We start from the raw sequence: 26,375 nt of genomic DNA, 5'->3' as shown, positions 1-26,375 counted from the left end.
CGCGCCGGTCATGCGAGTGTCAGTCCCGCTGCGCGCAGCGGCTCTGCCCCTTGCAGGAAATATCGCCGGGCAATGGCGTCGGACAGCTGCGATAGTCGCCGTTCGATGCTGCCGAGCGTGTCGGGATCGAGCCCGGCGGCGGTCGCGGTATTGATAGCCGCCTGCAACGCGATCCCGCATGCTTGTTGCGGCTCGGCCATGCCATCGTCTTCCAGTACGGGAAGCTTGCCGAGATGTACGGCCACGCGCTCGATCTGAAAGGCAAGGGCGCGGGGATTGCCGGGGTCGAGCGCGACCAAGTCCACGACAGGCACCCGCGCGATGCCGGTCAGGTAGCGCTGGCGATAGCTGATCTGGCTGTCGGCAAGGTCGAGCAGGGTGGACAGATCATCCCTTGACGCGCCTTTCATCCCGAACAGGCGAACTGCCCGGGTAATCGCCGTGGCGCGCTCGATGCGCCGGCCAAGGTCGTGAAAGCGCCATGCATCGGTGCGGCCCATATGCTCGGCGGAAAGCCCGGCAATCGCCACATATCGCCGCTGCAACGCGCCAGCACGGTCCAGCAGCCCGGGCGTGGAGGGAAAAGGCGCATCGAGAAGCCGGATCATGTCGGCGGATAAACGGTCGCGCGATCCGTCGCCGATGATCCTCGCCATCCCGTTGATCACACGCACGGAATGTTGGTGTTCATCCTCCATGGCGAGGCGTGCAAACGCGGTCAGTGCGGCACGGTCGAGCGAGGCGGGGTAAGCAGCGGCGCCGCTGCCCGCGATCAGCCCGACCAGCCGGCCAACCGTGTCGGGCGCCAGCGCACCGCCCCCATCGGCATCGATCGAATTGCCCAACAGCACGCGAATGGCGGCCAGCAGCGCTTCGCCGCGCTCAAGATAGCGGCCAAGCCAGAAGAAATTATCGGCAACCCGGCTGGGTAGGGTGCCGGGATTACGGCGAACCTGATGCGAGTCAGCGCCGGACAGGAGCGACACGGGCGCCACCGGTTCGGCCCCATGCACCGCGACATCGGCGGACCAAGTGCCTTCTCCCATGATCGCGGCGCGGGCATCAGGCTCATCACCGATGCGAGCGAAGCCGCCCGGCATCACGGTCCAGTCGCCATGCGCGTCGCGGGTGGCGAACACGCGCAAGGTGAAGGGGCGCGGTACCAGGGTGTCGCCGATCACGACTGGCATGGTGGACAGGCGAACAACTTCCTGCCCGACATAATCCTGCGGGCGGCGCGCCATGTCTTCTAGCAGCACCGCTCGCTCGTCACCGGACAGGTCGGCCCCGGCGACCGGCGCACCCGCTGGCAGGCCGAGCGGCGCCACGCCAAAAGCCGGTGCGATCATCAACCCGTCGAGCGATTGCGTCACATGCGCCGCCTCACGCGCACTTCCGCACCACCAGGTGGCAATGCTGGGCAGCAACAGCTCCTCACCCAACAACCGGCTCGCAAGCCGCGGGAAGAAGGCGTGAAAGGCGCACGCTTCCAGCAGGCCGGCGCCCGGTGGATTGGAGATGACCAGATTGCCCGCGGCATAGGCATCGAGCAGCCCCGGCACGCCGATCTGTGAGTGAGTGTCGAACGCCAGCGGATCGAGCAGGCTTGTGTCGATACGCCGCCATACCGCGTCGATGCGCTTCAGCCCGGCAACCGTGCGAATGTACAACCGCCCGTCGAGCGCGGCGAGATCCGCTCCTTCGACCAGCAGAAAGCCAAGGTAGCGGGCGAGATGGGCCTGCTCTGCGTAGCTTGGGCTGTAGCGACCGGGGGTGAGCAGCCCGATGCGCGGCTCCGCCCGGCGGCACAGGCCCGTGACCCCGTCGCGAAAGGCCGCGAAAAACGGCGCGTGGCGCTGGACGTTGAGGCGCGGGCCTAGCCCACCGAGCGTCCGGCCGATCGCCAGCCGGTTCTCCAATGCGTAGCCTGCCCCTGCCGGCGCACGCAGGTGATCTGCCAGCACCCGCCATTCGCCACCCGGTCCCCGCGCCAGGTCCATGCCGACCATGTGCAGGTGCCGTCCGCCCGGCGGCTCCAGCCCGGCCACCGTGCGCACGAAATGCGGGCTGCCGGTGACAACACTGGCGGGCAGATCACCATCGGCGACCAGTCGAGCCGGGCCATAAAGGTCGGCAGTTACTCGCTCGAGCAGATCGGCCCGCTGGATTACGCCGCGCTCGATATGGCGCCATTCGTCTGCCCCGATCAGCAACGGTACCGGGGACAGTGGCCATGGCCGCTCTTCGGCCTCATCGGCCAGCCGAAAGCCGGTGCCGATGTCAGCCGTATGGCGCCGAACCCGTTCGCGCGCATGGCCCAGGTCGCGGCCCGCCACCGCCCCAAGCTCTTCGAACATCGCGGACCAGGCGTCGTCGTCACCCGATGCCAGCACGTCACCCCAGCCGGCTCCGGCGCGATAGTCGGCCATCCAGCGGCGGGCTTGTTCGGTGGCCTCGAACAGGGGTGCAGCGGGGTGCGTCGCCATGAGTCCTTTGTGCGTCGCCAGTGTCGCGGGCCTGCGTGCCCACTTACTGCAGGCCGATGCAACCTGTTTATGAGCTATCGGACCTTTTCAGGCGCGGTCCTCAGAGGTCCGGCAGCACCTGATCCGCAACTCCCCAACCCTGCAAGCCGCGCCCGTTTGCGCGCTTCAACAGCTCCGCGCCGTCCCGCACACAGAAAGGGTGCGCGCTGGTCATGTCGCGCAGCTCGGTCCACGACACCGGCACGGCAACGGGGGCGCCGGCCCGCGCGCGCGCGGCATAAGGCATGATCGCGGTCGATCCGCGCCCGTTGCGCAGATAATCGACGAAGATGCGTCCCTTTCGCCGAGCTTTTGACATGTTGGCGACGAAACGGGCGGGGTCGGCCTGCTCCAGGGCACGGGCGAAGCGCTCCGAGAAATCGCGGACAGCCGGCCAATCGGCCCGGGGCGTCAGGGGTACGACGACATGGACCCCCTTGCCCCCGGACAGCAGCGGAAAGGTGGTCAGTCCCATTTCGCCGAGCAGGTCACGCAGATGCGCCGCCGCGTCGCGCGTGACCGCGAAGTCGAGCCCTTCATCGGGGTCGAGGTCGAACACCATCCGGTCGGGCTGTTCGAGATGGTCGACGGTCGATCCCCAGCCATGGAACTCGATCGTGCCCATCTGGACGCAGGCGACCAATCCATCGGCGTCCGTCACGTAGAGATAGTCTTCGCTGGATCCGTCCTTCTCGGTCACGGGCACCTGGTGCACCCATTCGCCGAAGCTGCCAGCGTCATGCTTCTGGAAAAAGCAGCGCTTGCCGCGGCCTTGTGGGCAGCGGACCAGGCTGATCGGCCGGTTCGCGACCCAGGGCAGCATGATCGGCGCGACTTGCGCGTAATAGTCGGCGAGCTCGCCCTTGGTGACGGTGGAGTCCGGGAAGATCTCGCGCTCGCGGCTCGACACCTTGACGTGGATCTCGGGAGCGGCGGGCGGCGGTGTCGGCGTTTCGACCACCACGTCCGCTGCAGGCTTGTCGCCGCGCAGGCCAAGGAAGCTCGAGTGACGCAGCACGCCATCAGGCGTCACCTCGGCATACGCGATCTCCGCCACCAGCTTGGGCTCGATCCAGCGGGCACCACGCACCGCCGCACGACCTAGGTTCTTGGGCCCCACCACAGTGGGCGTATCGCGGGCCAGCGGCTCCATCGCGTCCAGCAACTCGTCCATCTGCGCATGACCGAAGCCGGTGCCGACCTTGCCTGCATATTGTAGTTGCCCGTCGCGGTGCACGCCGAGCAGCAACGAGCGAAACCCGCGTTTATTGTCCGACGCGGTCCAGCCGACGATCACGAACTCCTGCCGCTGGATGCACTTCGCCTTGAGCCAGGCTGAGGTGCGATCCCCTCGATAAGGAGCATCGGCCCGCTTGGAGACCACGCCCTCCAGTCCCTCCCGGCACATGGTCTCGAACAGCTTTTCGCCCGCGCCCACGACGTGATCGGCAAATTGCAGCCGGGGATCGTCGCCGCTGACCAACGGGCGCAGCCGCTCCTTGCGGGCGACATTCGGCAGCTTCGTCAGGTCCTCGCCATCGAGCTGCAACAGGTCAAAGGCGAACAACGTCATCGGGCCGTTGTTCGAGATTGCGTCCTTCAGCGTGGAAAAATCGGGACGACCGTCCTTATACGCGACGATTTCACCGTCGATCAGTGCATCGTTCACCGGCAACGCCGCAGCAACCTCTGCAATGCCGGGAAACTTGTCCGTCCAGTCGAGGCCGGAGCGGGTGTAGACCTTGGCTGAACCGCCACCGACCGCGATCAACGCACGATAGCCGTCATATTTGATCTCGTGCAGCCAGCCGTTGCCAGCCGGCACCGCGTCCACAAGGGTACACAATTGAAGCGGTTTGAAAGCGGGTGGCTTGCCGGCCCTGGAAGAGCTTTTCGCTACCCTTTTCGGTGCGGCGGCCTTGGCGGGCGCCGCTTTTCCTTTGGCCTTGGCGGGCTTGTTTTCCGCGATTTCCTGCATCGTACGGCCGGTGGCGACGCTGGTCAGCGCCTCTTCGGTGAGCGTATCGGTGCCGCCGGCCTCTGCGTCGTTTATCTTGCGCAAAAGCCAGTTCTCGTTGCGCTCCTTGCGCCGCGGCTTCAGCCGGATCAGCAGCCATTCACCCTTCATCCGCTCGCCATTGAGCGTGAAATGGAGGTGCCCCTTCTCCAGATCCTTGGCGGATTTGCCGGGTACGGGCGCCCAGGTGCCGCGGTCCCACAGCATCACGGTGCCGCCGCCATATTCGCCCTTGGGGATTGTCCCCTCGAACGTTGCGTAGGAGAGCGGGTGATCCTCCGTCCGTACGGCCAGGCGCTTTTCGTCGGGATCGAGGCTGGGTCCGCGAGTGACCGCCCAGCTCTTCAAGACGCCGTCGACCTCCAGCCGGAAATCCCAATGGAGCCGCGTCGCGTCATGCTTCTGGACCATGAAGCTGATGCCGTTGCCGGGCGCGAACTCGCCACGCGGCTCTGCGGTCTTGGAGAAGTCGCGCTTGGCATTGTAGCGGGCGAGTGGATCCTGATCAGCCATGCAGGAGCCCGCCGTGTTCGCCGGAGTCCGGACCGGCCCGCTTTACGAGCTGGGCTCTTGGCTTGCGCGATCGCATCGGCACGCCAACGCTCCTAAGCACGCTTCCTCGCCGCCGGCTTCTTCTCGGCCGCGTCCTTCGGAGCTGGTTTCGCGGCGGCCTTCTTCGCCGCCGGCTTCTTGGCCGGGGCAGGTTTCTCGTCGTTGGCGGCCTTGGCCCCGCTTTCCATCGACTTCTTGAGCGCGGCCATCAGGTCGACGACGTTGGAGCCGCGGGACGATGCCTCGTCGCCCTTGTCCTCGATGATCTTCTTGCCGCCGGTTTCGCGCTTGCGCTCGATCAGCTCGCGAAGGGCATCCACATAGCGGTCGTGAAACTCCTGCGGCTCGAACGGCCCTGACTTCTTCTCGATCAGCGCCTCGGCCAGATCGAGCAGGTCGTTGTCAGGCTTCTCGTCCGGGATCTCGCGGAAATAGCCCTGCGCCTTGTGCACCTCGTCCGCATAGCGCAGCGTTTCGAGCACCATGCCGCGTCCGCATGGCTTCAGACTGACGACATATTCGCGCCCGCGCATTGCGAGCTGGCCCAGTCCCACCTTCTTTGTTCGCCGAAGCGCCTCGCGCAGAACAATGAACGCTTCTTCTGCAAGGTCGTCGGCCGGAACCACGAAATACGGCTTTTCGTAATACAGGACGTCGATCTCGGACGCGTCCACGAACTGGGTCAGCTCAAGCGTCTTCTTGGACTCGAGCTTGACCGCGTCGATCTCCTCCTGTTCGAGCAGGACGTACTCGCCCTTTGAGACTTCATAGCCCTTCATGATCTCGGCCGTGTCGATCGGGCCGATTCCGTTGACGATCTTTTCGTAATGGATCGGCTGGCCGCTGGGCTCATGGATCTGCTTGAAGCTGATCTGCGCGCCCGATTTGGTCGCGGAATAGATTTCAACCGGGATCGACACCAGCGCGAGCCGGATCTGACCTTGCCAATAGGCTCTGGCGGGCATGTGAGCACCTCGTTGCGAGGGCGATTCAATCCTTGGGCGACGGACTCGTTCCGATTCCCTTTTGTTCAACACCGCCGGTTTGGGATTCGGTGGTGGTTGGGATATGGGCCGAGCAACATGGCCGATGATCCTTTTGCCTTGTTCGACGCCTGGTTCGCCGAAGCGAGGCAGTCAGAACCGAACGATCCCAACGCGATGGCGCTTGCCACCGCCGATGCCGACGCTCGCCCGTCGGTCCGCATGGTACTGCTGAAAGGGCATGGGCCCGACGGCTTCGTGTTCTACACGAACCGCGAAGGGCGCAAGGCTGCGGACCTGCACGCCAATCCTGCCGCCGCGTTGCTGTTCCATTGGAAATCGATCAGGCGCCAGATCCGGGTCGAAGGCAAGGTAACACTCGCCACCGAGGCAGAGTCCGACGCGTATTTCGCGAGCCGCAGTCGCGATTCGCAGCTGGGGGCATGGGCGTCCGACCAGTCGCGCCCGCTCGACGCTCGCGAAACCTTTGAGGCCCGTTTCGAGGCGAAAAAGGCGGAGTTCGAAGGCCGCGACGTGCCTCGCCCGCCCTTCTGGGGCGGCTATCGCGTTACGCCCGATCGGATCGAGTTCTGGCAGGATCGCGCCCACCGCCTACATGAGCGTCGACTGTTCACCCGCGCGGGTGATGGCTGGACCGAGGGCTTGCTCTACCCATGACCCAGGACGAACGCCGCAGGGCTGTGCCCTTTGCCATCCGCGCCGCACTGGCGAGCGTGGCGACCGCGACCTTTCTGTTGGCGCTGAAAGGCTTCGCGGCCTGGCACACGGGGTCGGTGGCGATGCTGGGCTCGCTTGCCGATACCGGACTGGACCTGCTGGCCAGCCTGGTAACCCTGTACGGCGTGAAGCTTGCCGGTGAGCCCGCCGACCATGACCATCGCTTCGGTCATGGCAAGGCGGAGGCGCTTGCGGCGCTGTTCCAGGTCGGGTTGATCACCGCGTCGTCTGTTGGCATCGCGTGGCGCGCCATCGCCGCCCTTGGCAATCATGCCCCGACCAGGGATGCCGAGTTCGGTATCGGCGTATCGGTGATCGCGATTGCTGCAACGGCCTTATTGCTTTGGTACCAGCGCTCCGTGATCCGCCGCACCGGTTCGGTCGCGATCCTGGCAGACAACATCCATTATCAGTCGGACGTGCTGTTGAATGGATCAGTGATCCTGGCACTGGTGCTCGACCAGTATATGGGGTTCAGCAAGGCGGATCCGATCTTCGGCATCGCGATCGCGCTGTGGCTCGCATACGGCGCATTCAAGGCGTCGTCGAACGCGATCGACCAGCTGATGGACAAGGAATGGCCGGAGGATCAGCGTCAGCGCTTCCTCGACGTCGCCGCTCGACAACCGGGCCTGCGCGGCATTCACGATTTCCGCACCCGTCGCTCGGGCAGCCACGATTTCGCGCAGTTCCACATGGAGGTGGACGCATCGCTGACCGTTGCCCGCGCGCATGACCTGGTGGAGGGCGTCGAGCAGAGCCTGAAACGCGCCTTTCCCAAGGTTGAGGTGCTGATCCACCTCGATCCCGAAGGGCACGTCGATACGGACAATCCGCTCGTGGAGACAGACGTGACGCCTCACTGGTTCGGCAAGCGGGTCGGCGCCTGATGCGCATTCCGTTTACCCAGGTCGATGCCTTCGCCGACCAGCCCTTTGCAGGCAATCCCGCCGCCGTGATGCCCTTGTCCCGCTGGCTGGACGATGAGACGCTTCAGCGGATCGCGCAGGAGAACAACCTGTCCGAAACCGCCTTTCTGGTCGCGGCTGAGGATGACGGGGCCGATTTCGATCTGCGCTGGTTCACGCCGGGCGGCGAGGTTGCCTTGTGCGGGCATGCGACGTTGGCGAGCGGCCATGTCGTGCTGTCGTCGGGCATCGGGCAGGAGAGGGTCCGGTTTCGCACCCGCCGGTCTGGGATGCTGGAGGTAGCGCGCCAGGACTCGATCTATCGGATGAGCTTGCCCGCCTGGGTGCCTACCCCCCGCCCGTTGCCCGGCTTGGTTTCGGCTCTGCGCGTCGAAGGCGTGCTCGACACGCAATGGGTCGACACCGGCTATGCTTTGGTGGTCGTGGATGACGAGAATAGCGTTCGCGATTGCGACCCTGACCTGCGGGCCATGGCGGAGGAGGGCGACCTAGTCGTCATCGTCGCCGCCCGGGGTGCCGAGACGGACATCGTCAGCCGCGTCTTCGTCCCGGCATTCGGGATCGATGAAGACCCCGTGACCGGCTCCGCTCATGCGGTGATGGTGCCCTACTTCGCGGAAAAGCTAGGGCGTGATCGCATGACGGCGTATCAGGCGAGCGCCCGGGGCGGGCGGCTCGGCTGCACGCTGGAGGAAGACCGGGTGATCCTGACGGGCAGTTGCGTCACGGTGATCGAGGGCACGTTCCTGCTGCCCTGATCGCTGGTCAGGCGGCTAGCGCGGCCGCTTCCGTTCTCTCGATCCAGCCGCCGCCCAGCACCCGCTCGCCCGCGTAAAGCACGGCTGCTTGGCCCGGCGCGACGCCATATTCGGGCTGGTCGAACACCAGACGGTCGCCAATCAACTGCGCTGGAACCGGCTTCGCCATCGAGCGGACCTTGGCGGTGAGAGGGCCGTGGTGGTTGCCACCGATCCAATTAAGACCTGACAATTGCGCCGCATCCACGGCGAGCGCGCGGCGGGGCCCCACGACCACGCGCCGGCTTTCCGCTTCCAGCCGCACGACATAAAGCGGCTCATCCTGCCCGCCGATCTCGAGCCCGCGGCGCTGACCGACGGTGAAGTGGATCAGCCCGCGATGGCGGCCGAGGGCACGACCAGACAGGTCCACGATCTCGCCAGCGGTGTCCGTGTCGGGACGAAGCTTCCGCACCAGCCCGGCATAATCCCCGTCGGGGACGAAGCAGATATCCTGGCTGTCGGGCTTGGCCGCGACCCCAAGTCCCATCTCCGCCGCGAGCTCGCGCACCCGCGCCTTGGGCAGGCCGCCCAGGGGAAAGCGCAAATAGTCGAGCTGCGCCTGGGTGGTCGCGAACAGGAAATAGCTCTGGTCGCGCGCGGGATCGGCGCCGCGGTACAACTCCGCCCCTGCCATTCCCCCAACCCGGCGGACATAATGGCCGGTGGCGAGGCAGTCGGCGCCAAGATCACGGGCGAACTGTAGCAGGTCGGTAAATTTCGGCCCGGTGTTGCACTGGACGCACGGGATGGGGGTCCGGCCAGCGAGATAATCGTCGGCAAACCGGTCCACCACGGCCGCGCGAAAATTGCTTTCATAATCGAAAACATAATGCGCGATACCGAGCCGGTCGCACACGGCCCGCGCGTCGCGAATATCACGTCCGGCGCAGCAGGCGCCTGGACGGGCGGTTGCCTCGCCATGGTCGTAAAGCTGGAGCGTGACACCCACCACCTCGGCGCCGGTGCGCTGCGCAAGGGCCGCAACGACGGAGCTATCGACGCCGCCGGACATGGCAACGACGATGCGGCGCGCGGACGGATCGGCGCCAAGCGACCATGGGTCGGGGATGTCGGCGGGGAGGGAATCCATGCCGGACGCAGATAGGGCCGGCGTTCGCGTTAGGGAAGGTTCACGCTTTCTTGCCGGCGGCTTTACGCCCCCTTCACGACGACCTGCGTACAGCGTCGGTCCCGTTGGAATGCATGAAAGCAGCGCCGCTTGGACCTGAGCTTTGCCCGTTATGACCGCCACCGTGAGGTGACACTGCTGCCCGGCGACCTCGCCGTGCTGATGGTGGGGGTCGCGGCGCGTCAGGCGGCAAGCCCGACCGCGGTGGCGCAAGCAAGGGTGGATAGCGACGTTGCGGCGGCTGCGGTCGTTCAGCCCGAACCCGATCTGTTCGCGCCGGCCGACGGCGCATTCAACGGGGCGCTCGCAGCGCTGATCGTGCTGTGGGACGAGCCATGAAGGCGGCGTTTACCGACCCGCTTCAGGCGATCTTCAATGGGCCGGGGTACCGGTCAGGAACAGGGAATGACGGGGCCTCGGCCCCCAAGAGGCAAGAAACCATGATCGAGAACCAGAAGATCCGTCCTGCCAAGGTGATCGGGCCGCTGGGTGAACAGCTGACGCTGGACACGCTGCCGCCGCCCGACACGACGCGCTGGGTGGTTCGCCGAAAGGCGGAAGTGGTGGCAGCCGTGAACGGCGGGCTGCTCTCGGTCGACGAGGTTTGCGAACGCTACCGCCTGACCGTGGAGGAATTTGCCGGCTGGCAGCGTGCCATTGACCGTTCGGGGATGCCGGGGCTGCGGGTGACCCGCATCCAACATTATCGCACCCTATATGAGCGCCAGCAAAAGTATTGATCAATGTTATCGATACGGAGGCGGAACTAGTCGGGGCGCTTTCGGTTCTTCCGGCACGGCCCACCAAGGGGCGGCAACGGAGGGAACGAGTAATGGGTATCATCCTTTGGCTAGTCGTTGGCGGCGTCATCGGCTGGCTGGCGAGCATCATCATGCGGACCGACGCCCAGCAGGGCATCTTCCTCAACATCATCGTGGGCATCGTGGGCGCCTTCCTGGGCGGCCTGATCATCAATGGCGGGTCGATCAACAGCAGCGGGCTGACCATCCAGTCCTTCCTGGTGTCGTTGCTCGGCGCGATCATCCTGCTTGCGATCGTGAACCTCGTTCGTCGCGGCAGCGTGCGCTAAGCGCACTTCGTCGGACGTAAGCAAGGGGGCCGCCGCGGGCAACGCGGCGGCCCCTTTTTGCATCAGCGAAGCAGAAAGCGGACCGACAAGGTGGCGCTCACCTGCTTTTCCCCGGCGACGATCTCCGTCCGCGGAGCGGCTGCCGCCATGCGCATCTGGACCATCGGTGGCTGGCCCGGTTCGCCGGTGTCCTGCCCGGCTTCCGCGATCGAGACGACCCGCACGACGTTGAGGCCTGCTGCACGGGCGTACAGGTCCGCGCGGGTGCGGGCGCGCTTGACCGCGTCGGCCCGGGCCTCGTTCAATGCCGCGTCGGGGTCGTCGATGGCCAGCGCCGGGCCGTCGATCTGGTTGGCTCCTTCCGCAACCAGCGCGTCCAGGATCGTTCCTGCGCGGGCTATGTCGCGAAAGCGTACCGCCACGCTGTTGGTTGCCTGATAACCGGTGATCACCGGGGGCTGGTTCTCACCATAGCGATATTGCGGCTGGAGAGTGACGCTGCTGGTGCTGATGTCGCGCGCCGCCACGCCCGCGCGCCGCAACGCCTGCAGCACGCGGCCCATGCGGGCTGCGTTGTCGCTGAGGGCAGTTGCGGCTGTTGTTCCCTGGGTCACGACGCCGGCGCGGATCGTTGCCACGTCGGGCACACGCGTCGACAGGCCCTGCGCCGTGACGTCCAGAACCGTTCCCGATGCCGGCACCATTGGTTCCACCGCAGGCGCCACCTGCGCGCCGGCGCTCGCTGCGCTTGCCCCCGCCAATGCAAGCGCCGCGATCTGCCACGTCATTTTCCGCATGATGTTCTCCTGTTTACTTCACGTCCTGCGATGGCCGGACCTGTTACAACACCGGCTGAACGTCGCGCTTGCACCTGCGCGCGGGACGCTCCATGCCTGCGGCCTTGGGCTGTGACGAGCCTGGCACTTGGGCTCTCGACGGGGCTTGAGCCCGGTGCCTTATTCTCGTAATACAGCGCGGCAGCGTGCCTGAGCGGCAGCGACAATGGGTGGGGCGGATGAACTACGAGTCGGGACAGGTCAGCGGCGAGGAGCGGCTAGCGTTGCCCGGCTATGGCGACGAAGGGGCCGATCGCGCCCGCACGCGTCGGCGTTGGCTGATCGGCGGCGCGCTTGCGTTGCTGGCCTTGCTGGGCGCGTGGTGGATGCTCGGCCATAAAAAGGCCGCGGCGCCGGCGGGGGCGGGCGTGGTGGCCCAGTTGCCAAGCGTCACGGTCACGGTCCCGGGCCGTCAGGTGGTGGATCGCCAGATCTCCGCCACCGGTTCCTTGGCAGCAAAGCGCGAGATGCCGGTCGGCGTCGCGGGTGAGGGCGGGCTAGTCCGCCAGGTATTGGTGGAGCCCGGACAGTGGGTGCGCGCGGGCCAGGTCCTGGCCTTGGTGGACCGGTCCGTCCAGGTTCAGACTGCCAACAGCCTGGCAGCACAGATCAACGTTGCGCGTTCCGACCTGTCCATCGCGCAATCCGAGCTCGATCGCGCGCAGCAGCTGGTTGACCGCGGCTTCATCTCCAAGGCCGACCTGCAGCGCAAGGCTGCCACCCGCGATGCAGCGGCGGCGCGTGTGAACGTCGCACAGGCCACCTTTGCCGAGGCGCGGGCGCGTAACGGACGGCTCGACATACGCGCGCCCGCCGCCGGGCTGGTGCTTACCCGGCAGGTAGAGCCCGGGCAGATCGTATCCTCCGGCTCGGGCGTGCTGTTCCGCATGGCAATGGGCGGTGAGATGGAAATGCGAGCTCTGATGGCCGAGTCCGACCTGGCCGGCCTGCGCCCCGGCGCCCGCGCCAGCGTCGTTCCGGTGGGCAGCAACAGGCAGTTCGCCGGCACGGTATGGCAGGTGTCGCCCGTTATCGATCCGCAAAGCCGGCAGGGCATCGCACGCATCCAGTTGCGCTATGACCCGGCGCTGCGACCCGGCGGCTTTGCGACGGCCACGGTGGTCAGCGGCGCGGCGACTGTGCCCCTGCTGCCCGAATCGGCCGTACAAAGCGATCGGACGGGTAACTACGTCTATGTCGTCGGGGCGGATAACCGCGTGCAGCGCCGTCCGGTGAAGATCGGCACCGTCAACGATACCGGCGTGTCGATCGCCCAGGGCCTGAGCGGGACGGAAAAGGTCGTGCTCGCGGCGGGTGCGTTCCTTAACCCCGGGCAGCAGGTCAAGCCCGTGCTCCAGGCGAACGGCAACCGCACATGAGCTTTCGCAACATCTCCGCCTGGGCGATCCGGAATCCGGTGCCGCCTATCGTGATGTTTATCGCGCTGACGCTGGCGGGAATCGTCAGCTTTATGCGGATGGACGTCAACCAGAACCCGGACATCGACATCCCGATCGCCTATGTCGCGATCAGCCAACCGGGCGCCGCGCCGAGCGAGCTGGAAACGCAGGTTACCAAGCGGGTCGAAGCTGCCGCCCGCAACGTTCAGGGCGTCGACGAGCTTCGCTCCACGGTGCAAGAGGGTAGCTCGCAGACCGTTCTGCAGCTGAAGATCGGCGCCAACATCGATCGCGCGGCGGAGGATCTTCGCAGCGCCATCACCCAGATCCGCTCCGACCTGCCCGACGGCATACTGGAGCCGCAGATCGGCCGGGTCGACACGTCCGACAACGACATCGCGAATTTCTCCGCGATCACCAGCGACATGACGGTCGAGCAGCTGAGCTGGTACATCGACGACACCGTGACCAAGGAGCTGCTGTCGATCCCGGGCCTGGGCGGAGTCAGCCGCAACGGCGGCGTGTCGCGGGAAATTCGCGTCATTCTCGATCCGGTGAAGCTGCAATCCTATGGCCTGACAGCGCCCGCGGTGAACCAGCAGTTGCGCGCGGTGAACCTGAACGCGACGGGCGGCAAAGCCCAGATCGCGGGTTCCGAGCAGTCGGTGCGTGTGCTCGGCAACGCCGCCGACGCCTTTGCGCTTGGCCAGTCGCTGATCAGCATCGGGAACGGCCGCACCGTGCGCCTGTCTGACATCGCCGACGTGCGCGACGCCTATGCGGATCAGACCAGCCGCGCCGCGGTGAATGGGCAGCAGGTCGTGTCGTTCGATTTCAAGCGTTCCAAGGGCGCGTCCGACGTGACGGTGTTCCGTGAGGCGGAAAAGAAGCTGAAAGCGCTGGAGCAGCGCAATCCCAAGGTGAAGTTCCACCTGCTGTCGACCAGTGTCAATGATACCGAGCAGGAATATCATGGCGCGATCGACGCCATGATCGAAGGCGCGGTGCTGGCCGTCGTGGTCGTGTTCCTGTTCCTGCGCGATTGGCGCGCAACGGCGATCTCGGCGCTTGCCATCCCGTTGTCGGCGGTGCCGACCTTCTTTTTTATGGACATGATGGGGTTCAGCCTGAACGGCATGACCCTGTTGGCACTGAGCCTGGTCGCCGGTGTGCTGGTCGATGACGCGATCGTGGAGATCGAAAATATCGTCCGCCACATGCGAATGGGCAAGAACGCTTATCAGGCGTCCATTGACGCCGCTGACGAGATCGGCCTCGCGGTGCTGGCGACCACCATGTCGATCGTCGCGGTGTTCCTGCCGGTTTCCGTGATGCCGGGCATTTCGGGGCAGTTCTTCAAGAATTTCGGCCTGACGGTGGTTGCGGCAGTGCTGATGAGCCTTGCCGTCGCGCGCCTGATCACGCCCATGATCGCGGCCTATTTCCTGAAGGACGAAGGTCACCGCGAGGTCCCGGACGGGTTAGTCATGCGGGCCTATATGCGCGCGCTGCGCTGGACGGTGGACCTGACCCGTATGCGTCGCGCGCGTGAGCGGGCGCGGGGACGGATCGGGCGTGCGTTCGCCCGATTGCTGGACCATCGCGTCTGGGTGATGGGGATCGCCGCGCTTGCCCTGGTGCTGACCGTTGCGATTTTCGCGACGCTGCCACAGCAGTTCCAGCCCGAACGTGACAGCGACCGGTCGTCGGTCTCGATCGACATGCCGCCGGGATCCACGCTGGAACAGACGGAAGCGGTCGTGAACCGGGTGGCCACCATCCTGTCCGCCCAGAAGCAGATCGTCGATTCGGTCTATCAGCGTGCCTTTGTCGGCAACGGCCGCGTCACCGCGCAGCTGCGCGAAGATCGCAAGGTGACCAGCAAGGAGTTCGAGCGCTCGCTGACCCCGCAGCTGTCGGCGATCCCCGACGCGCGGGTGGCGTTCCAGAACTATGGTGGCTGGGGCGGCCCGACCCGCGGGCTGACGCTGACGCTGGGGGGCGATGATCCCGTCAAGCTGCAGGCGGCAGGCGACGCCATTGTCGAGCAGATGGGCGGCATCAAGGTGCTGCAGGCGCCCCGTACCGAAGGCGGGCTGCAGCGGCCGGAGATCGTGATCAAGCCACGGCTGGACCTGGCTGCCGACCTCGGCATCACTACGTCGGCGCTGTCAAACGCGATCCGGGTCGCCACCATCGGCGACATCGACCAAAACTCGGCACGCTTCTCCTTGTCGGATCGCCAGATCCCGATCCGCGTGACCTTTGCCCGCAGCTCGCGTGAGCGGCTGGCGAACATCGAGAACCTGGCCGTGCCGACCCAGAGCGGCGGTTCGGTGCCGCTCAAGGTGGTGGCCGATATCGGCTTCGGTGCGGGCGCGACGCAGATCGACCGCATTGCGCAGCAGCGTCAGCTGACGATCAGCGCCGACCTAGCGCCTGGCGTGCAGCAGGGTGACGCGATGAAGCTGGTGGACCAACTGCCGGCCATCAAGAACCTGCCGGTCGGCATCACCCGCCTGTCCACGGGCGAGGCCAAGGGGCAGCAGGAGCTGATCACCAACATCATCATCGCCGTGTGTGCAGGCTTCTTCCTGCTCTTTGCGGTGCTGGTGCTCCTGTATCGCCGCTTCCTGCCGCCGTTCGTCAACCTTGGCTCGCTGTTCCTGGCGCCGTTGGGGGCGTGCATCGCGCTCAAGGTCGCCGGGATGGCCGTGTCGCTGCCCGTTTATATCGGCCTGCTGATGCTGCTCGGCATCGTCGCGAAGAACTCGATCCTGCTGGTCGACTTCGCGCTGGAGGAAATGAGCAAGGGCGTGCGTCGGATGGATGCGATCCTGGACGCGGGCCACAAGCGCGCGCAGCCGATCGTGATGACCACGGTCGCTATGGTCGCGGGCATGATCCCGACCGCCCTGTCGCTAACCGGCGACAGCTCCTTCCGCGCGCCGATGAGCGTGACGGTGATGGGCGGGCTGATCCTGTCCACCGTGCTGACGCTGCTGATCGTGCCGTCGAGCTTCAGCCTGGCGCTGGGCGTCGAGCAGACGATCGGGCGCAAGCTTGGGCGGCGTTTGCTTACCTATCGCCCCGGCGACGAGCTGGGCCCGGTGATCGACGGCCATCCCGCGCCGACGCCGATCGGACACCATCGGGGTCCGGCCAGCCTGCCCGCGGCCGAATAACGATCGCCCCGGCGCGACCATTGCTTGAACAATCCCCCGTGTCGGGGATTGTTCGGGCATGAGGACTGTATCCCGCGCGTCGCTGGCCGAGGAGGCGACCCCCGCGGGCCTGGTCAGGATGCGCCTGGTCGCGACCGGGTTGCTGGTCGTCATGGCGGCGTTGTTCCTGGTCAGCCGCACCCTGGTGGGGGTGCATCCGGCCTGGGGCTATGTCCGCGCCTTTGCCGAAGCGGCAATGGTGGGCGGGCTCGCCGACTGGTTTGCCGTGACGGCCCTGTTCCGCCATCCCCTTGGCCTGCCCATCCCGCACACCGCGATCGTGCCGCGCAACAAGGACCGGATTGGTGACCAGCTCGCGTCGTTCCTGCGCGCGAACTTCTTGGTCACGGGCGTCATCGCCAGGCGGATGCGCCGGCTGGATGTTGCCGGTGCGGCGGCCCGCTGGTTGACCGATCCCCCCGAAGGGGCAGGAGGCCGCTTTCGCGCGGGCGCATCCAAGCTGGTCGCGCAGGTGCTCGAGTCGCTGGATCCGGCGCGCCTGGGCGGCATGATCCGGACCATGGCTGGCGAACGGCTGCGTCAGGTTGAAGTTGGACCGCTTGCCGGGCGCCTCCTGGTGGCTGCCATGCGCGAGAACCGTCACAAGCCCTTGCTGGAGGCTGTGATCCGCTGGGCCGCGCGGGCGCTGGCCGCGAATGATCATCTGATCCGGCAGATGGTGAGCGAGCGTGCCGGCTCCATTCTGCGCTGGACGGGGCTGGACGAAACGGTCGCCAACAAGCTGATCAGCGGCCTGCAGAACATGCTGGCCGACATGGCCGACAACCCCGAACACCCGATGCTGCTCCGCGCGGAGGAAGCCCTTGACCGGTTCGCCTGGAACCTGCGGCATGATCCTGAGACGCAGGCCAAGGTAGCGGCGATCAAGGATGAGATGATCGCCAACCCCGCGGTTGGTCGCTGGCTGGAAGGTTTGTGGGAGCAATTGCGTGGCGTGCTGCTATCGGTGGCCCGCGATCCGGAGGCCGCCATGGCGGGCAGGCTGGGCGACATCCTGCGTCAGATCGGTGATACGTTGGCGACCGATCGGCGCTTGGCCAACAGTATCAACCGCTTCACCCGCCGTGCGACGGTCGGCGTGGCTGCAGACTATGGCGACGTGATCGTCCGGCTGGTGTCGGAAACTGTAAAGGGCTGGGACACGCGCACGATCACGCGCCGGCTGGAAAATGCGGTCGGCCGCGACCTGCAGTATATCCGCGTCAACGGCACACTGGTGGGCGGCATGGTGGGGCTCGTCATCCACGCGGTCGACACCCTGCTGTGACGGGCCGCTATGAGCGGTCGGTCGCGAATGGCTACCGGCTTGCCGTTCGTTCAGGTTTCGCCCAAAGAGGCAGGCGATGAAGCCCATGGCCGATTTCGACGAAGGGGGTGGGGGCGACGGGGTCGTACGCTTCACCGGCAACCTGTCGCTTGCCAGCCTCGGAACCCTGCCGGAGCGGCTTGAGGCGGTGTCAGGCCATGTCGGGGTGGTCGACCTCAGCAGCGTGACGCGGATCGACACTGTCGGCGCCTGGGTCGTGCATCGCTTCGCCGCGCGCCATGACGCGCGCATCGAGGGGTTGGATGCCGACGGTCAGCACCTGATGGACCAAGTCGTCGCCGCAGACGTGCCGGTCAGCCGTCGCCCTGCCTATGTCGCTCCGTTCCGTCGGGTGCTGGGCGAGATTGGCGACGCGATCGTGATCTCGATCCGGACGCTGCATGGCCTGCTAGGTTTCCTGGGCGCGACGATCATCGCCCTGTTCGCCGTGATGCGCCATCCGCAGCGGTTCCGCTTCAACGCGGTGGTTCAACGGTTCGAGGTGGTCGGCGTATCAGCGCTGGGCATCATCGGCCTGATGAGTTTCCTGATTGGCATCGTCATCGCGCAGCAGGGGGCGGTGCAGCTTCGTCAGTTCGGCGCGGAGGCTTTCACTATCAACCTGGTTGGTCGGATCACCTTGCGCGAACTTGGCGTGCTGATGACCGCGATCATGGTCGCCGGACGTTCCGGCTCTGCCTTCGCCGCGCAGCTTGGCACCATGAAGCTGACCGAGGAAATCGACGCGATGCGCACCATCGGCGTGTCGCCGATGGAGGCGCTGGTGCTGCCGCGTACCATCGCCGCCGTGCTGCTGATGCCGCTTCTGGGCTTTTACGCATCGCTCATCTCGATCATCGGAGGCGGGCTGCTGTGTTGGTTACAGCTCGACATTCCGCCCGTCACCTATGTGGCGCGGCTGCGGGAGGTAGTGCCGATCACCGACCTGTATGTCGGTTTGATCAAGGCGCCGGTGTTCGGTGCGATCATCGCCATCGCGGGCTGCTTTCAGGGCATGCAGGTCGAAAGCGACGCCGAACAGGTCGGTACCCGTACGACTTCCGCCGTGGTGCAGGCAATCTTCCTGGTGATCGTGATCGACGCCTTTTTCGCCATCTTCTTTGAACGGATCGGGTGGCTCTGATGGCCGATTCTCAAGCCGATCCGATCGTTCAAGTCCGTGGCCTTCGCAACAGCTTTGGCGACCAGGTGATCCATGACGGGCTCGATCTGGACGTCCGTCGCGGTGAGATCCTGGGCGTGGTCGGTGGATCGGGCACGGGTAAGTCGGTGTTGATGCGCTCCATCATCGGCCTTCAGACCCCAGACGCCGGCGACATCACCGTATTCGGCGAGCCCACGATCGGTCGTGAAGAGACCGAAGCGGTCGAGATCCGCAAAAGATGGGGCGTGCTGTTCCAGGGCGGCGCCTTGTTTTCGACGTTGACCGTCGCGGAAAACGTCGAGGTGCCGCTTCGCGAATTCTACCGCGACCTGGACCCTACACTTCTGTCCGAGATCGCATCCTACAAGGTCGTGATGACCGGCCTTGCCGCGGAAGCTGGCCCCAAATATCCCGCTGAGCTGTCCGGGGGTATGAAGAAGCGGGCTGGCCTTGCCCGCGCGCTGGCGCTGGACCCGGAACTGTTATTCCTTGATGAGCCTACCGCTGGGCTCGACCCGATCGGCGCTGCGGCCTTCGACGGGCTTACAAAGTCGCTCCAGAAGACGCTGGGGCTGACGGTGTTCCTGATTACCCATGACCTCGACACATTGTATGCGATCTGTGACCGGATCGCTGTGCTGGCGGACAAGAAAGTGATCGCGGTCGGCACGATCGACGAGTTGCTGGCGCTCGATCACCCCTGGATCCAGGAGTATTTCAAGGGGCCCCGCGGCCGCGCCGCCGAAAATGCGCGCGACGCCTTACAGGGTGAGAACGACACGGGCGCCGCCTCGCGGGAGGAACAGAACCCGACGGAGCTCACTACGCGGCAGCGCGCCGGTGATCCGGCCGCGCAGATGCCCGAACACGCAGCAAGGACCAGCTGATGGAAACCCGATCGAATCACGTCCTGGTCGGCGCCGTCGTGCTGATCCTTCTCGCGGTGCTCGCGATCTTCACCGTGTGGCTCGCGCGGCTCGGCAATGCGACCGAACGCGAATACGACATCTTCTTCCAGCAGGCGGTAGACGGCCTCGCCAAGGGATCGACCGTCACCTATTCGGGTGTGCCGGCGGGCCAGGTAAAGGCGATTGGCCTGTGGAAGAACGACCCGCAATTCGTCCGCGTCCGCATCAGCGTGAACGAGGACACGCCCATCCTGCAGGGCACGATGGCAACCATCCAGGGCAGCTTTACCGGTCCCAGCACCGTGTCGCTGGACGGCGCCAAGCGTGGTGCGCCGCCGATCGGATGCGATGAATCACGTCTGACCCAGACCTGTCCTTATGGCGTCCCGGTGATCCCGCCGCGGGCGGGCGGCATCGGGGCCATCCTCAATTCCGCGCCGCAGCTGCTGGAGCGGCTGTCGACCCTGACGGAGAGGCTGACGGGGCTGCTGACCGACCGTAACCAAGCCTCGATCGCCGGGATCCTGCAGAACACAAACCGGCTGACATCCGCCTTCGCAGATCGCGCGCCGGAGATCGCGGCGACGCTGGCGCAGACGCGGATCGCGATCCAGCAGGCTGGCGATGCCGCACAGCAGGTGGGGGCGCTCGCCAACACGACCAACGGCTTGTTGGCGGAAGACGTGCGCCCGGCGATGCAGAACCTGAACAAGGCGATTGCGTCCGCGCAGCAGGCGTCCGACACGTTGAACGGCGCCATCGGCGATGCGCGACCAGGCTTGCAAACCTTCTCCAAGCAGACGGTTCCAGAGGCGAACCGGCTGGTCCACGATCTGCGCCAGACCGCGGCCGCGCTGTCGTCCGTGGCGGAAAAGGTCGATCAGGGTGGTGCCAGCTCGCTGATCGGAAGCCCGAAGCTGCCGGACTACAAGGGTAAGTGAGCATGAGGATGACCATGAAGACGCCGCTCGCGATCGTCCTTGGCGCGATGCCGCTAGCGGCGTGCATCAGCTTCGGTGCGAAGCCTCCACCCTCGCTGCTGACGCTGACCCCGGCGGAACGGGTCCCGGTGGGGCAGGTCGTGACATCAGCCGGCGCGCGGGCCATCACCATCGCCGTGCCCGTCACCCCTGCCAGTCTGGCGACGGCACGCGTGCCCGTGCAGGCGACGCCGACCAGCATTGCCTATGTAAAGGAGGCTATCTGGGCCGAGCCGCCCGCCCGGCTGTTCGCGCGGCTTCTGTCCGACACGGTACAGGCCCGTACCGGGCGCGTGGTGCTGTCATCGGTGCAGGCGGTCGACTCGCCCAATGGTGAGCTTGCCGGTGAGTTGCGCCAGTTCGGCATTGACGCGGCAACACGGGAAGCCGTGGTGACCTTTGACGCGTCTTTACGTCGCGACGGGACGCAGACGCTGGAGAAGCGCCGGTTCGAGGCGCGTGCACCTGTTGCTGCCATCGACGCGGTCAGCGCTGGGCCGGCGCTCAATACCGCGGCTAACCAGGTGGCGGCAGAAGTGGCGGACTGGGTCGGGCGCTAAGGTCCGAGGCATGCCTCAGGGCGCGCGACGTGTGGCGATTGGCACGTCGCAGACATCCGCACCGCCCAGGCCAATCGTGGGCGGCTTCGGATTTTCCCTCGTTGCGATCAGGGCGGCAAACCGGGGATTGTCTGCGGCCCGATATTGATAGCGGGGCCGGCCAGCCGCTGGCATGTCGCTCGCCAGGCGAACGCTGGTAATCGGCAGTCGCTCCGCCGCGGTCGCGTACATGCCCATTGGCGCGTCACTGCGCGGCAGGCCGGACAACAGGCTTGCTCCTTCGATCACGCGCCCGACGATCGTGTAGTTCCGGTCCAGCCGCCGTGCCGACCCGCCGATCGGCATGAAGAGTTCAGACCCCGTGCCCGTATCGGGCGATGCATCCCGCGCGACGCCGACCGTTCCATAGCAATGGGCCAGCCAACCGGGACTGGCGTCCGCCACCGGCCCCACGCCTGGCTTGCTGCCCGCCACTGCCCAGCCATCAGCGGTGATGCCGGAAACGCCCGAGTAGGCGTCGGACACCGTCATGCGTTGGGCGGCGCGAAACCCGGCAGCGATGTCATATTCCGCCGCGGGGCGAGCGGCGATGCCCATGGGCAACGGCTTCTTCTCCGTTTCGTCACCCCATTGCGTCACCCAATTGTCCTGGACGCGGTACACGCTGGTACCGTCCCACCAATGCGCCAACGCGAGGCGACGCACGTTGGCGACATGCTCGGGCGCGTATGGCGTGGCCAGCCGGATCACCACCGTGCGATTGCCGGAGAGGGTCATCACCAGCAGCTCGTCATCCGGGATCGTTCGCCAATCGGCCTCGATCGGGTCGGAGGGGGAGGGGGGTACGGTGGCTGAGGCGGCCTGCACTGCGAGGCTGACTAGGAGAGCGGCGAACATGTGTTCAGACTGCCCCAGCGCGGAAATGCGCGCAATCGCTTGCGCCAACGCGCGCGTGCCTTTAGTCGGCCCATTTCCGGGCACGGATGAGATGCGGAGCGGTGGCCGAGTGGTCGAAGGCGCTCGCCTGGAAAGTGAGTATACGGCAAAACCGTATCGAGGGTTCGAATCCCTCCCGCTCCGCCATCACGTCGTCGTAACTGGTTCAGATTGTGCAGAATTAGTCTGGTTTGGGTTTGTGGCCCCATTGCCGGTCCTACTCTCGCTTCTTTGCTGTGAGCGACTCAGTAGGTCGGGTCCGACACTGGTACGCCTCATGTTAGCATGTGGGTGGAAAGCGGATTGGCAGGATTGCGGCTGGGTTCAGCATAACGGGCCTAATGTATCACGACGGAAATCGGGTCAGGTCTGGTGCTCACCACCCTCGACGACCTGACGCGACATGAGTGCGAGCGGGCGGCTATCCGGGTCGTTGAAGAAGGCCATCCACTCCTCCGTTCCGTCCTCGTGGCGGTGAATCATGTGCGGCGCGTTGCGAAACTCAACACCGCGGGAAGCCAGAGTCGCGGCTGCCGCATGCACGTCGTCGACCATCAGATAGATGATCGACTCCGGTCCGGCCTCGCCTTGCGAAAGGAAGAGGCGCACGCCGGCACAGTCAAAAAAGGCGAGATCACCGAACGAGTACAGGTGAGCGAGGCCGAGTACGTCGGCGTACCACTGTCGCGCTGCCGCAATGTCGGTCACCGTTCGAGAAAGCTGGCCGATGCGGCCGAGCTGAAGATCCGGATCCATGTTTCTCGTACCTCCTCGCAACAGGCTGTCCCGGCGCACACCGTCCCGGCGCCTGAGTTCAACGCGGCTTGCAAAGCCGAGCTTTGTAGTGCGTTAGCGACGTGGAACTTGACCGCGTCCGCGCTAACGCCAAGCCGGCTGGCTATAATAGCGTTAGTCAGGCCGTGGCGCACGGCCTCGACAACCCGCCACTCGGCCGGCGTCAGCACGTCGTCATGGGCCGTCCTTCCGCGGCTCCGTTCGATGCTCATGGTGCAGTTCTACACTCCGCCGAGAGCAATTACCCTACCCGGACAGGCATGAACGAATGGGCGTTTTCGGGGCCGGGCGGTTCACGGTTGAGCGTTTGCATCTGGGCGAGAGCAGAAGGGCCGCTTCGGAGGCGGACAGGGAACGGCATCGTCCCGATTGGGATGCTATTTTGGGGCCCTCTGGGTTGAGTAGATTGCGGACCGCCTGCCTCCGCTCGTAAGTGTCACTGCACGCGTCACGCGAGTAGAGAAGTTGAGGCCATGGTGCTGAACGTTGGCGCAATCACGTACCTTGGACTGCTGGCATCGTCCTCAGGAGTGCCCTCAAAGGCGGCTACCCAGCCGATTGTCACTTTCGCCTCCGCACCGAGTACGTGCGCCGTTCTGCAAGCCGCCTATACCGCCGCTATAGGCCGGACGTCTCCTGCCTACCCACAGGATGTGCGGTTGTCGCCTCATGGGCTTGATGATCTCCGGAAGTTCATGCCGGATTATCGTGCCCGCATGAAGCTTTCTGAAGGCGAATTTGAGGATCTCGCGAGACGAGAACACCTTTTCAATCTCGAGAACTTCAGGCCCGCTTGCAGGTGGACTGGCCAGACAGGGCCGACAATCGACGACGAGGGACATAAGACGTTTGTCACGTTCACCAGTCCCATCTTCTCGAAAAATCGGCGCCTTGCCTTAGTGGAAGTCTCTTTCCTCGAAGAAGGCAGGTTCGGCTACGGAGTCCTCTGTACAGTCCGATTGTCGAAAGCCGCTTGGACCGCGCGCTGCCTGCAGAGTTGGATCACCTGATAGCGGTAGCGAGATGGCGTCCCGATTGGGATGGTGATTTGGGACAGGCCGCATTCGCTGGTCAGCACGTGGATGGAAGCATCTCAGCGTATTTGCCCATAGGAACCATGCCCAGCTCCTTGCGCCGATTGTCGACCGTATCTGAATCTTCAATTCGCGATGGCAGGTATCGTCCTCCTTGGCACTCAAACTGGGTGCCATAGAGTTGGGTGCCGCGAAGCTGTAGCATCACTCGATCGTATAAGTAGGCGTAGGCTTTGGGAGACACGCGGTTGGTCGCTGCGAGAGGCCGCCATTGTAAGAGGATCCTGTACTGCTCCGCCAATTGCCGGTCGGCATGCTGCACGACGGGGAAGTACCAGGGAGGGCCCGAACTGGCGTCAACGATGGGCCAGCCGCTCACAGCGACTACCTTGGTCAGATCGCGAAGATTGGCCGCATCGCGGCTCTCGATTTCGGCTCCGAGCCGGGCCACCAGAGTGGCTGCGTGGCAGGATGGCCCTGCTGGTGATCCCGTTCCTCGAGCCTGGACTAAAGCTTTGCGTAAGAGCTCCTCGCGCGAAGCCCTGGCTTTCAGCCTATCCTCGAGTTTTCCTGAGAGCTGGTCGCCATCAGCGCCGGCGACCATCTTCAGGACCGACCGCATTTCAACTTCAACCTTCGTCGAAGCGGAAAGCATCTCTGCAGCCGTCGAGCAGGCACTTCGTACTGACCGTATCCGGTCGAGATATGAGCATCGTGCATCTGAGAAACACGATGCTTTTAGATGAGCCTGAAGCCCGAGCGATCGAATACGTTTGACTTCCTTCTCAGTGGCGCGGCGGGTCAGCTTGCTCGTCTGTGCCTCCAATCGGTCGCGTGCCTGCTCCTGATCGGTGCCATACAGTTTCCGAAGGTCAGCTTCGAAGCGGAGCTGCCCTACTTGCGGCCGATTGGCTGGAGATGGGAAGGCCGATAGGGTCGCAGCGAGGACAGGGCCCAGCCAGCGTATCTGCAATGGGAGTTGGGCGAGCCGATCGCGTCGAGTAATCTTCCGTATCACGGAGTGACCCTAGCGGCGTCGCCGGATCGTTCGCAACTGGGTGGTAGGCGGTCCGGCTGCTTCCAGGGCGAAGAAGGGGGGAAAGCGGGCGTTGGGCGTTATCTGCCGTCAGCTTGTCTTGGCGCTGTTCGGCTCAGCGACGTCGGGTTGCCTCTTGGGCGACAGACCCGGACGATTGGTTGGCAGGCGATCCCGATATTCGAGCAACGTTTGGTGCCGTCCGAGACCGTGCATGCGCGGCACTGTCGCTTCGTATCCATGCACGGCTGCGGCGAGGCGAGCGTCAGAGCCACAAACAACAGCATTGCCGCATCTCCCTAGTTACTCTGCCCAAGGGCAGCTTACGGGCACGCTACAGGCCGCGTCCAGTGTCGGCGTTGGAGGGCATTAGTCCCGATTGGGATCGAGAAATGGGAACGTAGGAGCCTTCTCGAAACTACTATTTTGGGACGGCTGACGGTTTGCTGGCCGTCAGCATCACCATCGGCTTACGCGCCGAGAGGTATTTTGTGCGCCGACGACCGACATCGCCGGCGCGCCAGGTCAGAGCTTGTCTTTCAGACCTTTGGCGGCTGTGAATGCCACCTTCTTTGATGCCGCGAAGGTCATTGCCTCGCCAGTTGCCGGGTTGCGGCCCTGGCGTTCGGGACGGTCCTTGACGGCAAACTTGCCGAAACCAGGGATGGAAACCTCCTCGCCCTTTGCAGCTGCCCCCGCAATCTGGTCGAACACAGCGGTGATCGCCTTCTTGGCATCCGCATCACTCGTGCCGATCGCGGCCGCCACACCCTTCGCAAGCTCACTCACATTCATGCAATTCCACTCCCTTGGACCGCATAAGCTTACCCGAGCTTAAGGATGGCGCAATCGGTCAAAGAGGTGAGGGGCACAGCTGTCACCTTGTCATGAAAGCTTCGTGTTGTGGGGCCAATTCCGAGTTGTGGATCCCCCACAAACTCAGGCTGGGCGTCTGCCTTCTGGTCACAACCTGGCAGGCGCTCGGCTTCTTCTAATGCTTGCGGGTCCTAAGACGGCCTAAAGAGCGGCAAGTCTTCAGTTTTGGCCCCAACCGCCACTCGCGCCGAGTTCCGTCCATAGCCTCCAAGGCTGAGCAAATCCGAGGCAGATGTGCGATCCGGGATTTGGTTGGGATGGCGACTGTGGTCTATTGGAGTTCGGTGGACAGTAGTCACTTCCGCCAGTTCACGACGACGATCATAGCCCCGATGATCGCAATCATCAGCTAAGACCCTGCAGAGAACCAGAATGCCACGGGTTCTGTGTCCTGTCGGGCGTCCAACTTTCTCAGATTGTTCGGCATGTTTCCGGACGCGAACAAGGCCCCTAGTACGATCCCGATGAATAGGATGATCAGCAGACCGACGACCGTAGATGCGTTCATTCCGCGGTCCTATCAGGGTTTCGGGGG

The 26,375-nt window shown here is 64.9% G+C and carries 23 protein-coding genes and 1 tRNA gene; 14 read left to right on the top strand and 10 right to left on the bottom strand.

What is annotated here, in order from left to right; genetic code table 11:
• Positions 1 to 8: 8 nt before the first annotated feature.
• The 3 genes from FHS94_RS00290 to ku all read right to left on the bottom strand — a co-directional run bounded on the left by FHS94_RS00290 (position 9) and on the right by ku (position 6,059).
• Entirely contained in the window at positions 9 to 2,486 is a 2,478-nt protein-coding gene (locus FHS94_RS00290) for a circularly permuted type 2 ATP-grasp protein (RefSeq protein WP_184053148.1), read from the bottom strand.
• 100 nt (positions 2,487 to 2,586) lie between these two features.
• Positions 2,587 to 5,055 (bottom strand): DNA ligase D, encoded by a 2,469-nt coding sequence (ligD, locus tag FHS94_RS00285; RefSeq protein ID WP_184053145.1) that lies wholly within the window; start codon positions 5,053 to 5,055, stop codon positions 2,587 to 2,589.
• Between the two features lie 92 nt (positions 5,056 to 5,147).
• Positions 5,148 to 6,059 carry a non-homologous end joining protein Ku gene (ku, locus tag FHS94_RS00280; RefSeq protein ID WP_184053142.1) on the bottom strand — a complete coding sequence of 304 codons (912 nt, stop codon included), beginning with the start codon at positions 6,057 to 6,059 and terminating at the stop codon, positions 5,148 to 5,150.
• Positions 6,060 to 6,176: 117 nt separating this feature from the next.
• On the opposite strand from ku, the gene pdxH reads away from it, so the two are divergent.
• From pdxH to FHS94_RS00265, 3 genes are read left to right on the top strand one after another with little or no spacing between them, the layout of a single operon-like run.
• Positions 6,177 to 6,755, top strand: coding sequence for a pyridoxamine 5'-phosphate oxidase (gene pdxH / locus FHS94_RS00275; RefSeq protein WP_184053139.1), 579 nt, complete (start codon positions 6,177 to 6,179; stop codon positions 6,753 to 6,755).
• Complete coding sequence (locus FHS94_RS00270) at positions 6,752 to 7,705, top strand: cation diffusion facilitator family transporter (protein WP_184053136.1); 954 nt, start codon at positions 6,752 to 6,754, stop codon at positions 7,703 to 7,705. Before pdxH ends, FHS94_RS00270 begins: the two co-directional genes overlap by 4 nt.
• Positions 7,705 to 8,502 carry a PhzF family phenazine biosynthesis protein gene (locus FHS94_RS00265; RefSeq protein ID WP_184053133.1) on the top strand — a complete coding sequence of 266 codons (798 nt, stop codon included), beginning with the start codon at positions 7,705 to 7,707 and terminating at the stop codon, positions 8,500 to 8,502. The genes FHS94_RS00270 and FHS94_RS00265 overlap by 1 nt, the downstream gene beginning before the upstream one ends.
• Positions 8,503 to 8,509: 7 nt before the next feature.
• On the opposite strand, the gene mnmA is transcribed toward FHS94_RS00265, so the two are convergent.
• A complete protein-coding gene (gene mnmA / locus FHS94_RS00260) occupies positions 8,510 to 9,634 on the bottom strand; it encodes a tRNA 2-thiouridine(34) synthase MnmA (RefSeq protein ID WP_184053130.1) in 1,125 nt (374 codons plus the stop codon).
• Between the two features lie 129 nt (positions 9,635 to 9,763).
• Between mnmA and FHS94_RS00255 the strand changes: the two genes are divergently transcribed.
• The 3 genes from FHS94_RS00255 to FHS94_RS00245 all read left to right on the top strand — a co-directional run bounded on the left by FHS94_RS00255 (position 9,764) and on the right by FHS94_RS00245 (position 10,763).
• On the top strand, positions 9,764 to 10,012 hold the full coding sequence (locus FHS94_RS00255) for a hypothetical protein (RefSeq protein ID WP_184053127.1): 249 nt from the start codon (positions 9,764 to 9,766) through the stop codon (positions 10,010 to 10,012).
• A 101-nt stretch (positions 10,013 to 10,113) separates the two neighbouring features.
• A complete protein-coding gene (sciP, locus tag FHS94_RS00250; RefSeq protein ID WP_184054336.1) occupies positions 10,114 to 10,413 on the top strand; it encodes a CtrA inhibitor SciP in 300 nt (99 codons plus the stop codon).
• A 92-nt stretch (positions 10,414 to 10,505) separates the two neighbouring features.
• The gene (locus tag FHS94_RS00245; protein ID WP_184053124.1) at positions 10,506 to 10,763 is read left to right on the top strand and encodes a GlsB/YeaQ/YmgE family stress response membrane protein; all 258 of its coding nucleotides are present in this window, start codon (positions 10,506 to 10,508) and stop codon (positions 10,761 to 10,763) included.
• A gap of 62 nt (positions 10,764 to 10,825) precedes the next feature.
• Here FHS94_RS00245 and FHS94_RS00240 read toward each other — a convergent pair whose 3' ends face one another.
• Positions 10,826 to 11,551 (bottom strand): SIMPL domain-containing protein, encoded by a 726-nt coding sequence (locus tag FHS94_RS00240; protein WP_425506153.1) that lies wholly within the window; start codon positions 11,549 to 11,551, stop codon positions 10,826 to 10,828.
• Between the two features lie 227 nt (positions 11,552 to 11,778).
• Between FHS94_RS00240 and FHS94_RS00235 the strand changes: the two genes are divergently transcribed.
• The 7 genes from FHS94_RS00235 to FHS94_RS00205 all read left to right on the top strand — a co-directional run bounded on the left by FHS94_RS00235 (position 11,779) and on the right by FHS94_RS00205 (position 21,163).
• Positions 11,779 to 12,978, top strand: a complete 1,200-nt coding sequence (locus FHS94_RS00235; protein ID WP_184053118.1) for an efflux RND transporter periplasmic adaptor subunit — start codon at positions 11,779 to 11,781, stop codon at positions 12,976 to 12,978.
• On the top strand, positions 12,975 to 16,184 hold the full coding sequence (locus tag FHS94_RS00230; protein ID WP_184053115.1) for an efflux RND transporter permease subunit: 3,210 nt from the start codon (positions 12,975 to 12,977) through the stop codon (positions 16,182 to 16,184). The genes FHS94_RS00235 and FHS94_RS00230 overlap by 4 nt, the downstream gene beginning before the upstream one ends.
• Before the next feature lie 58 nt (positions 16,185 to 16,242).
• Positions 16,243 to 17,511, top strand: coding sequence for a DUF445 domain-containing protein (locus tag FHS94_RS00225; RefSeq protein ID WP_246348266.1), 1,269 nt, complete (start codon positions 16,243 to 16,245; stop codon positions 17,509 to 17,511).
• Between the two features lie 76 nt (positions 17,512 to 17,587).
• Entirely contained in the window at positions 17,588 to 18,694 is a 1,107-nt protein-coding gene (locus tag FHS94_RS00220; protein WP_184053112.1) for an ABC transporter permease, read from the top strand.
• Positions 18,694 to 19,602: an ABC transporter ATP-binding protein gene (locus FHS94_RS00215; protein ID WP_184053109.1), complete on the top strand. Its 909-nt coding sequence runs from the start codon at positions 18,694 to 18,696 to the stop codon at positions 19,600 to 19,602. Before FHS94_RS00220 ends, FHS94_RS00215 begins: the two co-directional genes overlap by 1 nt.
• Entirely contained in the window at positions 19,602 to 20,564 is a 963-nt protein-coding gene (locus tag FHS94_RS00210) for an MlaD family protein (RefSeq protein ID WP_184053106.1), read from the top strand. Before FHS94_RS00215 ends, FHS94_RS00210 begins: the two co-directional genes overlap by 1 nt.
• A 14-nt stretch (positions 20,565 to 20,578) precedes the next feature.
• Positions 20,579 to 21,163 (top strand): ABC-type transport auxiliary lipoprotein family protein, encoded by a 585-nt coding sequence (locus FHS94_RS00205; protein ID WP_184053103.1) that lies wholly within the window; start codon positions 20,579 to 20,581, stop codon positions 21,161 to 21,163.
• Between the two features lie 15 nt (positions 21,164 to 21,178).
• Here FHS94_RS00205 and FHS94_RS00200 read toward each other — a convergent pair whose 3' ends face one another.
• Positions 21,179 to 22,060, bottom strand: a complete 882-nt coding sequence (locus tag FHS94_RS00200) for a peptidylprolyl isomerase (protein WP_184054332.1) — start codon at positions 22,058 to 22,060, stop codon at positions 21,179 to 21,181.
• Between the two features lie 95 nt (positions 22,061 to 22,155).
• Between FHS94_RS00200 and FHS94_RS00195 the strand changes: the two genes are divergently transcribed.
• Positions 22,156 to 22,246: transfer RNA gene (locus FHS94_RS00195), tRNA-Ser, on the top strand.
• A 216-nt stretch (positions 22,247 to 22,462) separates the two neighbouring features.
• On the opposite strand, the gene FHS94_RS00190 is transcribed toward FHS94_RS00195, so the two are convergent.
• The 4 genes from FHS94_RS00190 to FHS94_RS00175 form a co-directional block, all read right to left on the bottom strand.
• A complete protein-coding gene (locus FHS94_RS00190) occupies positions 22,463 to 22,855 on the bottom strand; it encodes a VOC family protein (RefSeq protein ID WP_184053100.1) in 393 nt (130 codons plus the stop codon).
• Positions 22,804 to 23,106, bottom strand: coding sequence for a LuxR C-terminal-related transcriptional regulator (locus FHS94_RS19875; RefSeq protein WP_184053097.1), 303 nt, complete (start codon positions 23,104 to 23,106; stop codon positions 22,804 to 22,806). Before FHS94_RS19875 ends, FHS94_RS00190 begins: the two co-directional genes overlap by 52 nt.
• An 859-nt stretch (positions 23,107 to 23,965) precedes the next feature.
• Positions 23,966 to 24,583: a DUF6624 domain-containing protein gene (locus tag FHS94_RS00180; RefSeq protein WP_184053094.1), complete on the bottom strand. Its 618-nt coding sequence runs from the start codon at positions 24,581 to 24,583 to the stop codon at positions 23,966 to 23,968.
• A 906-nt stretch (positions 24,584 to 25,489) separates the two neighbouring features.
• Positions 25,490 to 25,759 (bottom strand): HU family DNA-binding protein, encoded by a 270-nt coding sequence (locus FHS94_RS00175; protein WP_184053092.1) that lies wholly within the window; start codon positions 25,757 to 25,759, stop codon positions 25,490 to 25,492.
• Positions 25,760 to 26,375: the final 616 nt, after the last annotated feature.

This window comes from Sphingomonas aerophila (genome assembly GCF_014199305.1).
Classification (GTDB): domain Bacteria; phylum Pseudomonadota; class Alphaproteobacteria; order Sphingomonadales; family Sphingomonadaceae; genus Sphingomonas; species Sphingomonas aerophila.
The sequence above is the reverse complement of the archived record's forward strand: the minus strand, read 5'-3'. Positions and strand labels throughout refer to the sequence as shown.

Bases quoted from the DNA above. Each gene is read 5' to 3' on its own strand.
- FHS94_RS00290 (WP_184053148.1), bottom strand. From the start codon at position 2,486: ATGGCGACGCACCCCGCTGCACCCCTGTTCGAGGCCACCGAACAAGCC.
- ligD (WP_184053145.1), bottom strand. From the start codon at position 5,055: ATGGCTGATCAGGATCCACTCGCCCGCTACAATGCCAAGCGCGACTTC.
- ku (WP_184053142.1), bottom strand. From the start codon at position 6,059: ATGCCCGCCAGAGCCTATTGGCAAGGTCAGATCCGGCTCGCGCTGGTG.
- pdxH (WP_184053139.1), top strand. From the start codon at position 6,177: ATGGCCGATGATCCTTTTGCCTTGTTCGACGCCTGGTTCGCCGAAGCG.
- FHS94_RS00270 (WP_184053136.1), top strand. From the start codon at position 6,752: ATGACCCAGGACGAACGCCGCAGGGCTGTGCCCTTTGCCATCCGCGCC.
- FHS94_RS00265 (WP_184053133.1), top strand. From the start codon at position 7,705: ATGCGCATTCCGTTTACCCAGGTCGATGCCTTCGCCGACCAGCCCTTT.
- mnmA (WP_184053130.1), bottom strand. From the start codon at position 9,634: ATGGATTCCCTCCCCGCCGACATCCCCGACCCATGGTCGCTTGGCGCC.
- sciP (WP_184054336.1), top strand. From the start codon at position 10,114: ATGATCGAGAACCAGAAGATCCGTCCTGCCAAGGTGATCGGGCCGCTG.
- FHS94_RS00245 (WP_184053124.1), top strand. From the start codon at position 10,506: ATGGGTATCATCCTTTGGCTAGTCGTTGGCGGCGTCATCGGCTGGCTG.
- FHS94_RS00240 (WP_425506153.1), bottom strand. From the start codon at position 11,551: ATGACGTGGCAGATCGCGGCGCTTGCATTGGCGGGGGCAAGCGCAGCG.
- FHS94_RS00235 (WP_184053118.1), top strand. From the start codon at position 11,779: ATGAACTACGAGTCGGGACAGGTCAGCGGCGAGGAGCGGCTAGCGTTG.
- FHS94_RS00230 (WP_184053115.1), top strand. From the start codon at position 12,975: ATGAGCTTTCGCAACATCTCCGCCTGGGCGATCCGGAATCCGGTGCCG.
- FHS94_RS00225 (WP_246348266.1), top strand. From the start codon at position 16,243: ATGAGGACTGTATCCCGCGCGTCGCTGGCCGAGGAGGCGACCCCCGCG.
- FHS94_RS00220 (WP_184053112.1), top strand. From the start codon at position 17,588: ATGAAGCCCATGGCCGATTTCGACGAAGGGGGTGGGGGCGACGGGGTC.
- FHS94_RS00215 (WP_184053109.1), top strand. From the start codon at position 18,694: ATGGCCGATTCTCAAGCCGATCCGATCGTTCAAGTCCGTGGCCTTCGC.
- FHS94_RS00210 (WP_184053106.1), top strand. From the start codon at position 19,602: ATGGAAACCCGATCGAATCACGTCCTGGTCGGCGCCGTCGTGCTGATC.
- FHS94_RS00205 (WP_184053103.1), top strand. From the start codon at position 20,579: ATGAAGACGCCGCTCGCGATCGTCCTTGGCGCGATGCCGCTAGCGGCG.
- FHS94_RS00200 (WP_184054332.1), bottom strand. From the start codon at position 22,060: ATGTTCGCCGCTCTCCTAGTCAGCCTCGCAGTGCAGGCCGCCTCAGCC.
- FHS94_RS00190 (WP_184053100.1), bottom strand. From the start codon at position 22,855: ATGGATCCGGATCTTCAGCTCGGCCGCATCGGCCAGCTTTCTCGAACG.
- FHS94_RS19875 (WP_184053097.1), bottom strand. From the start codon at position 23,106: ATGAGCATCGAACGGAGCCGCGGAAGGACGGCCCATGACGACGTGCTG.
- FHS94_RS00180 (WP_184053094.1), bottom strand. From the start codon at position 24,583: ATGCTTTCCGCTTCGACGAAGGTTGAAGTTGAAATGCGGTCGGTCCTG.
- FHS94_RS00175 (WP_184053092.1), bottom strand. From the start codon at position 25,759: ATGAATGTGAGTGAGCTTGCGAAGGGTGTGGCGGCCGCGATCGGCACG.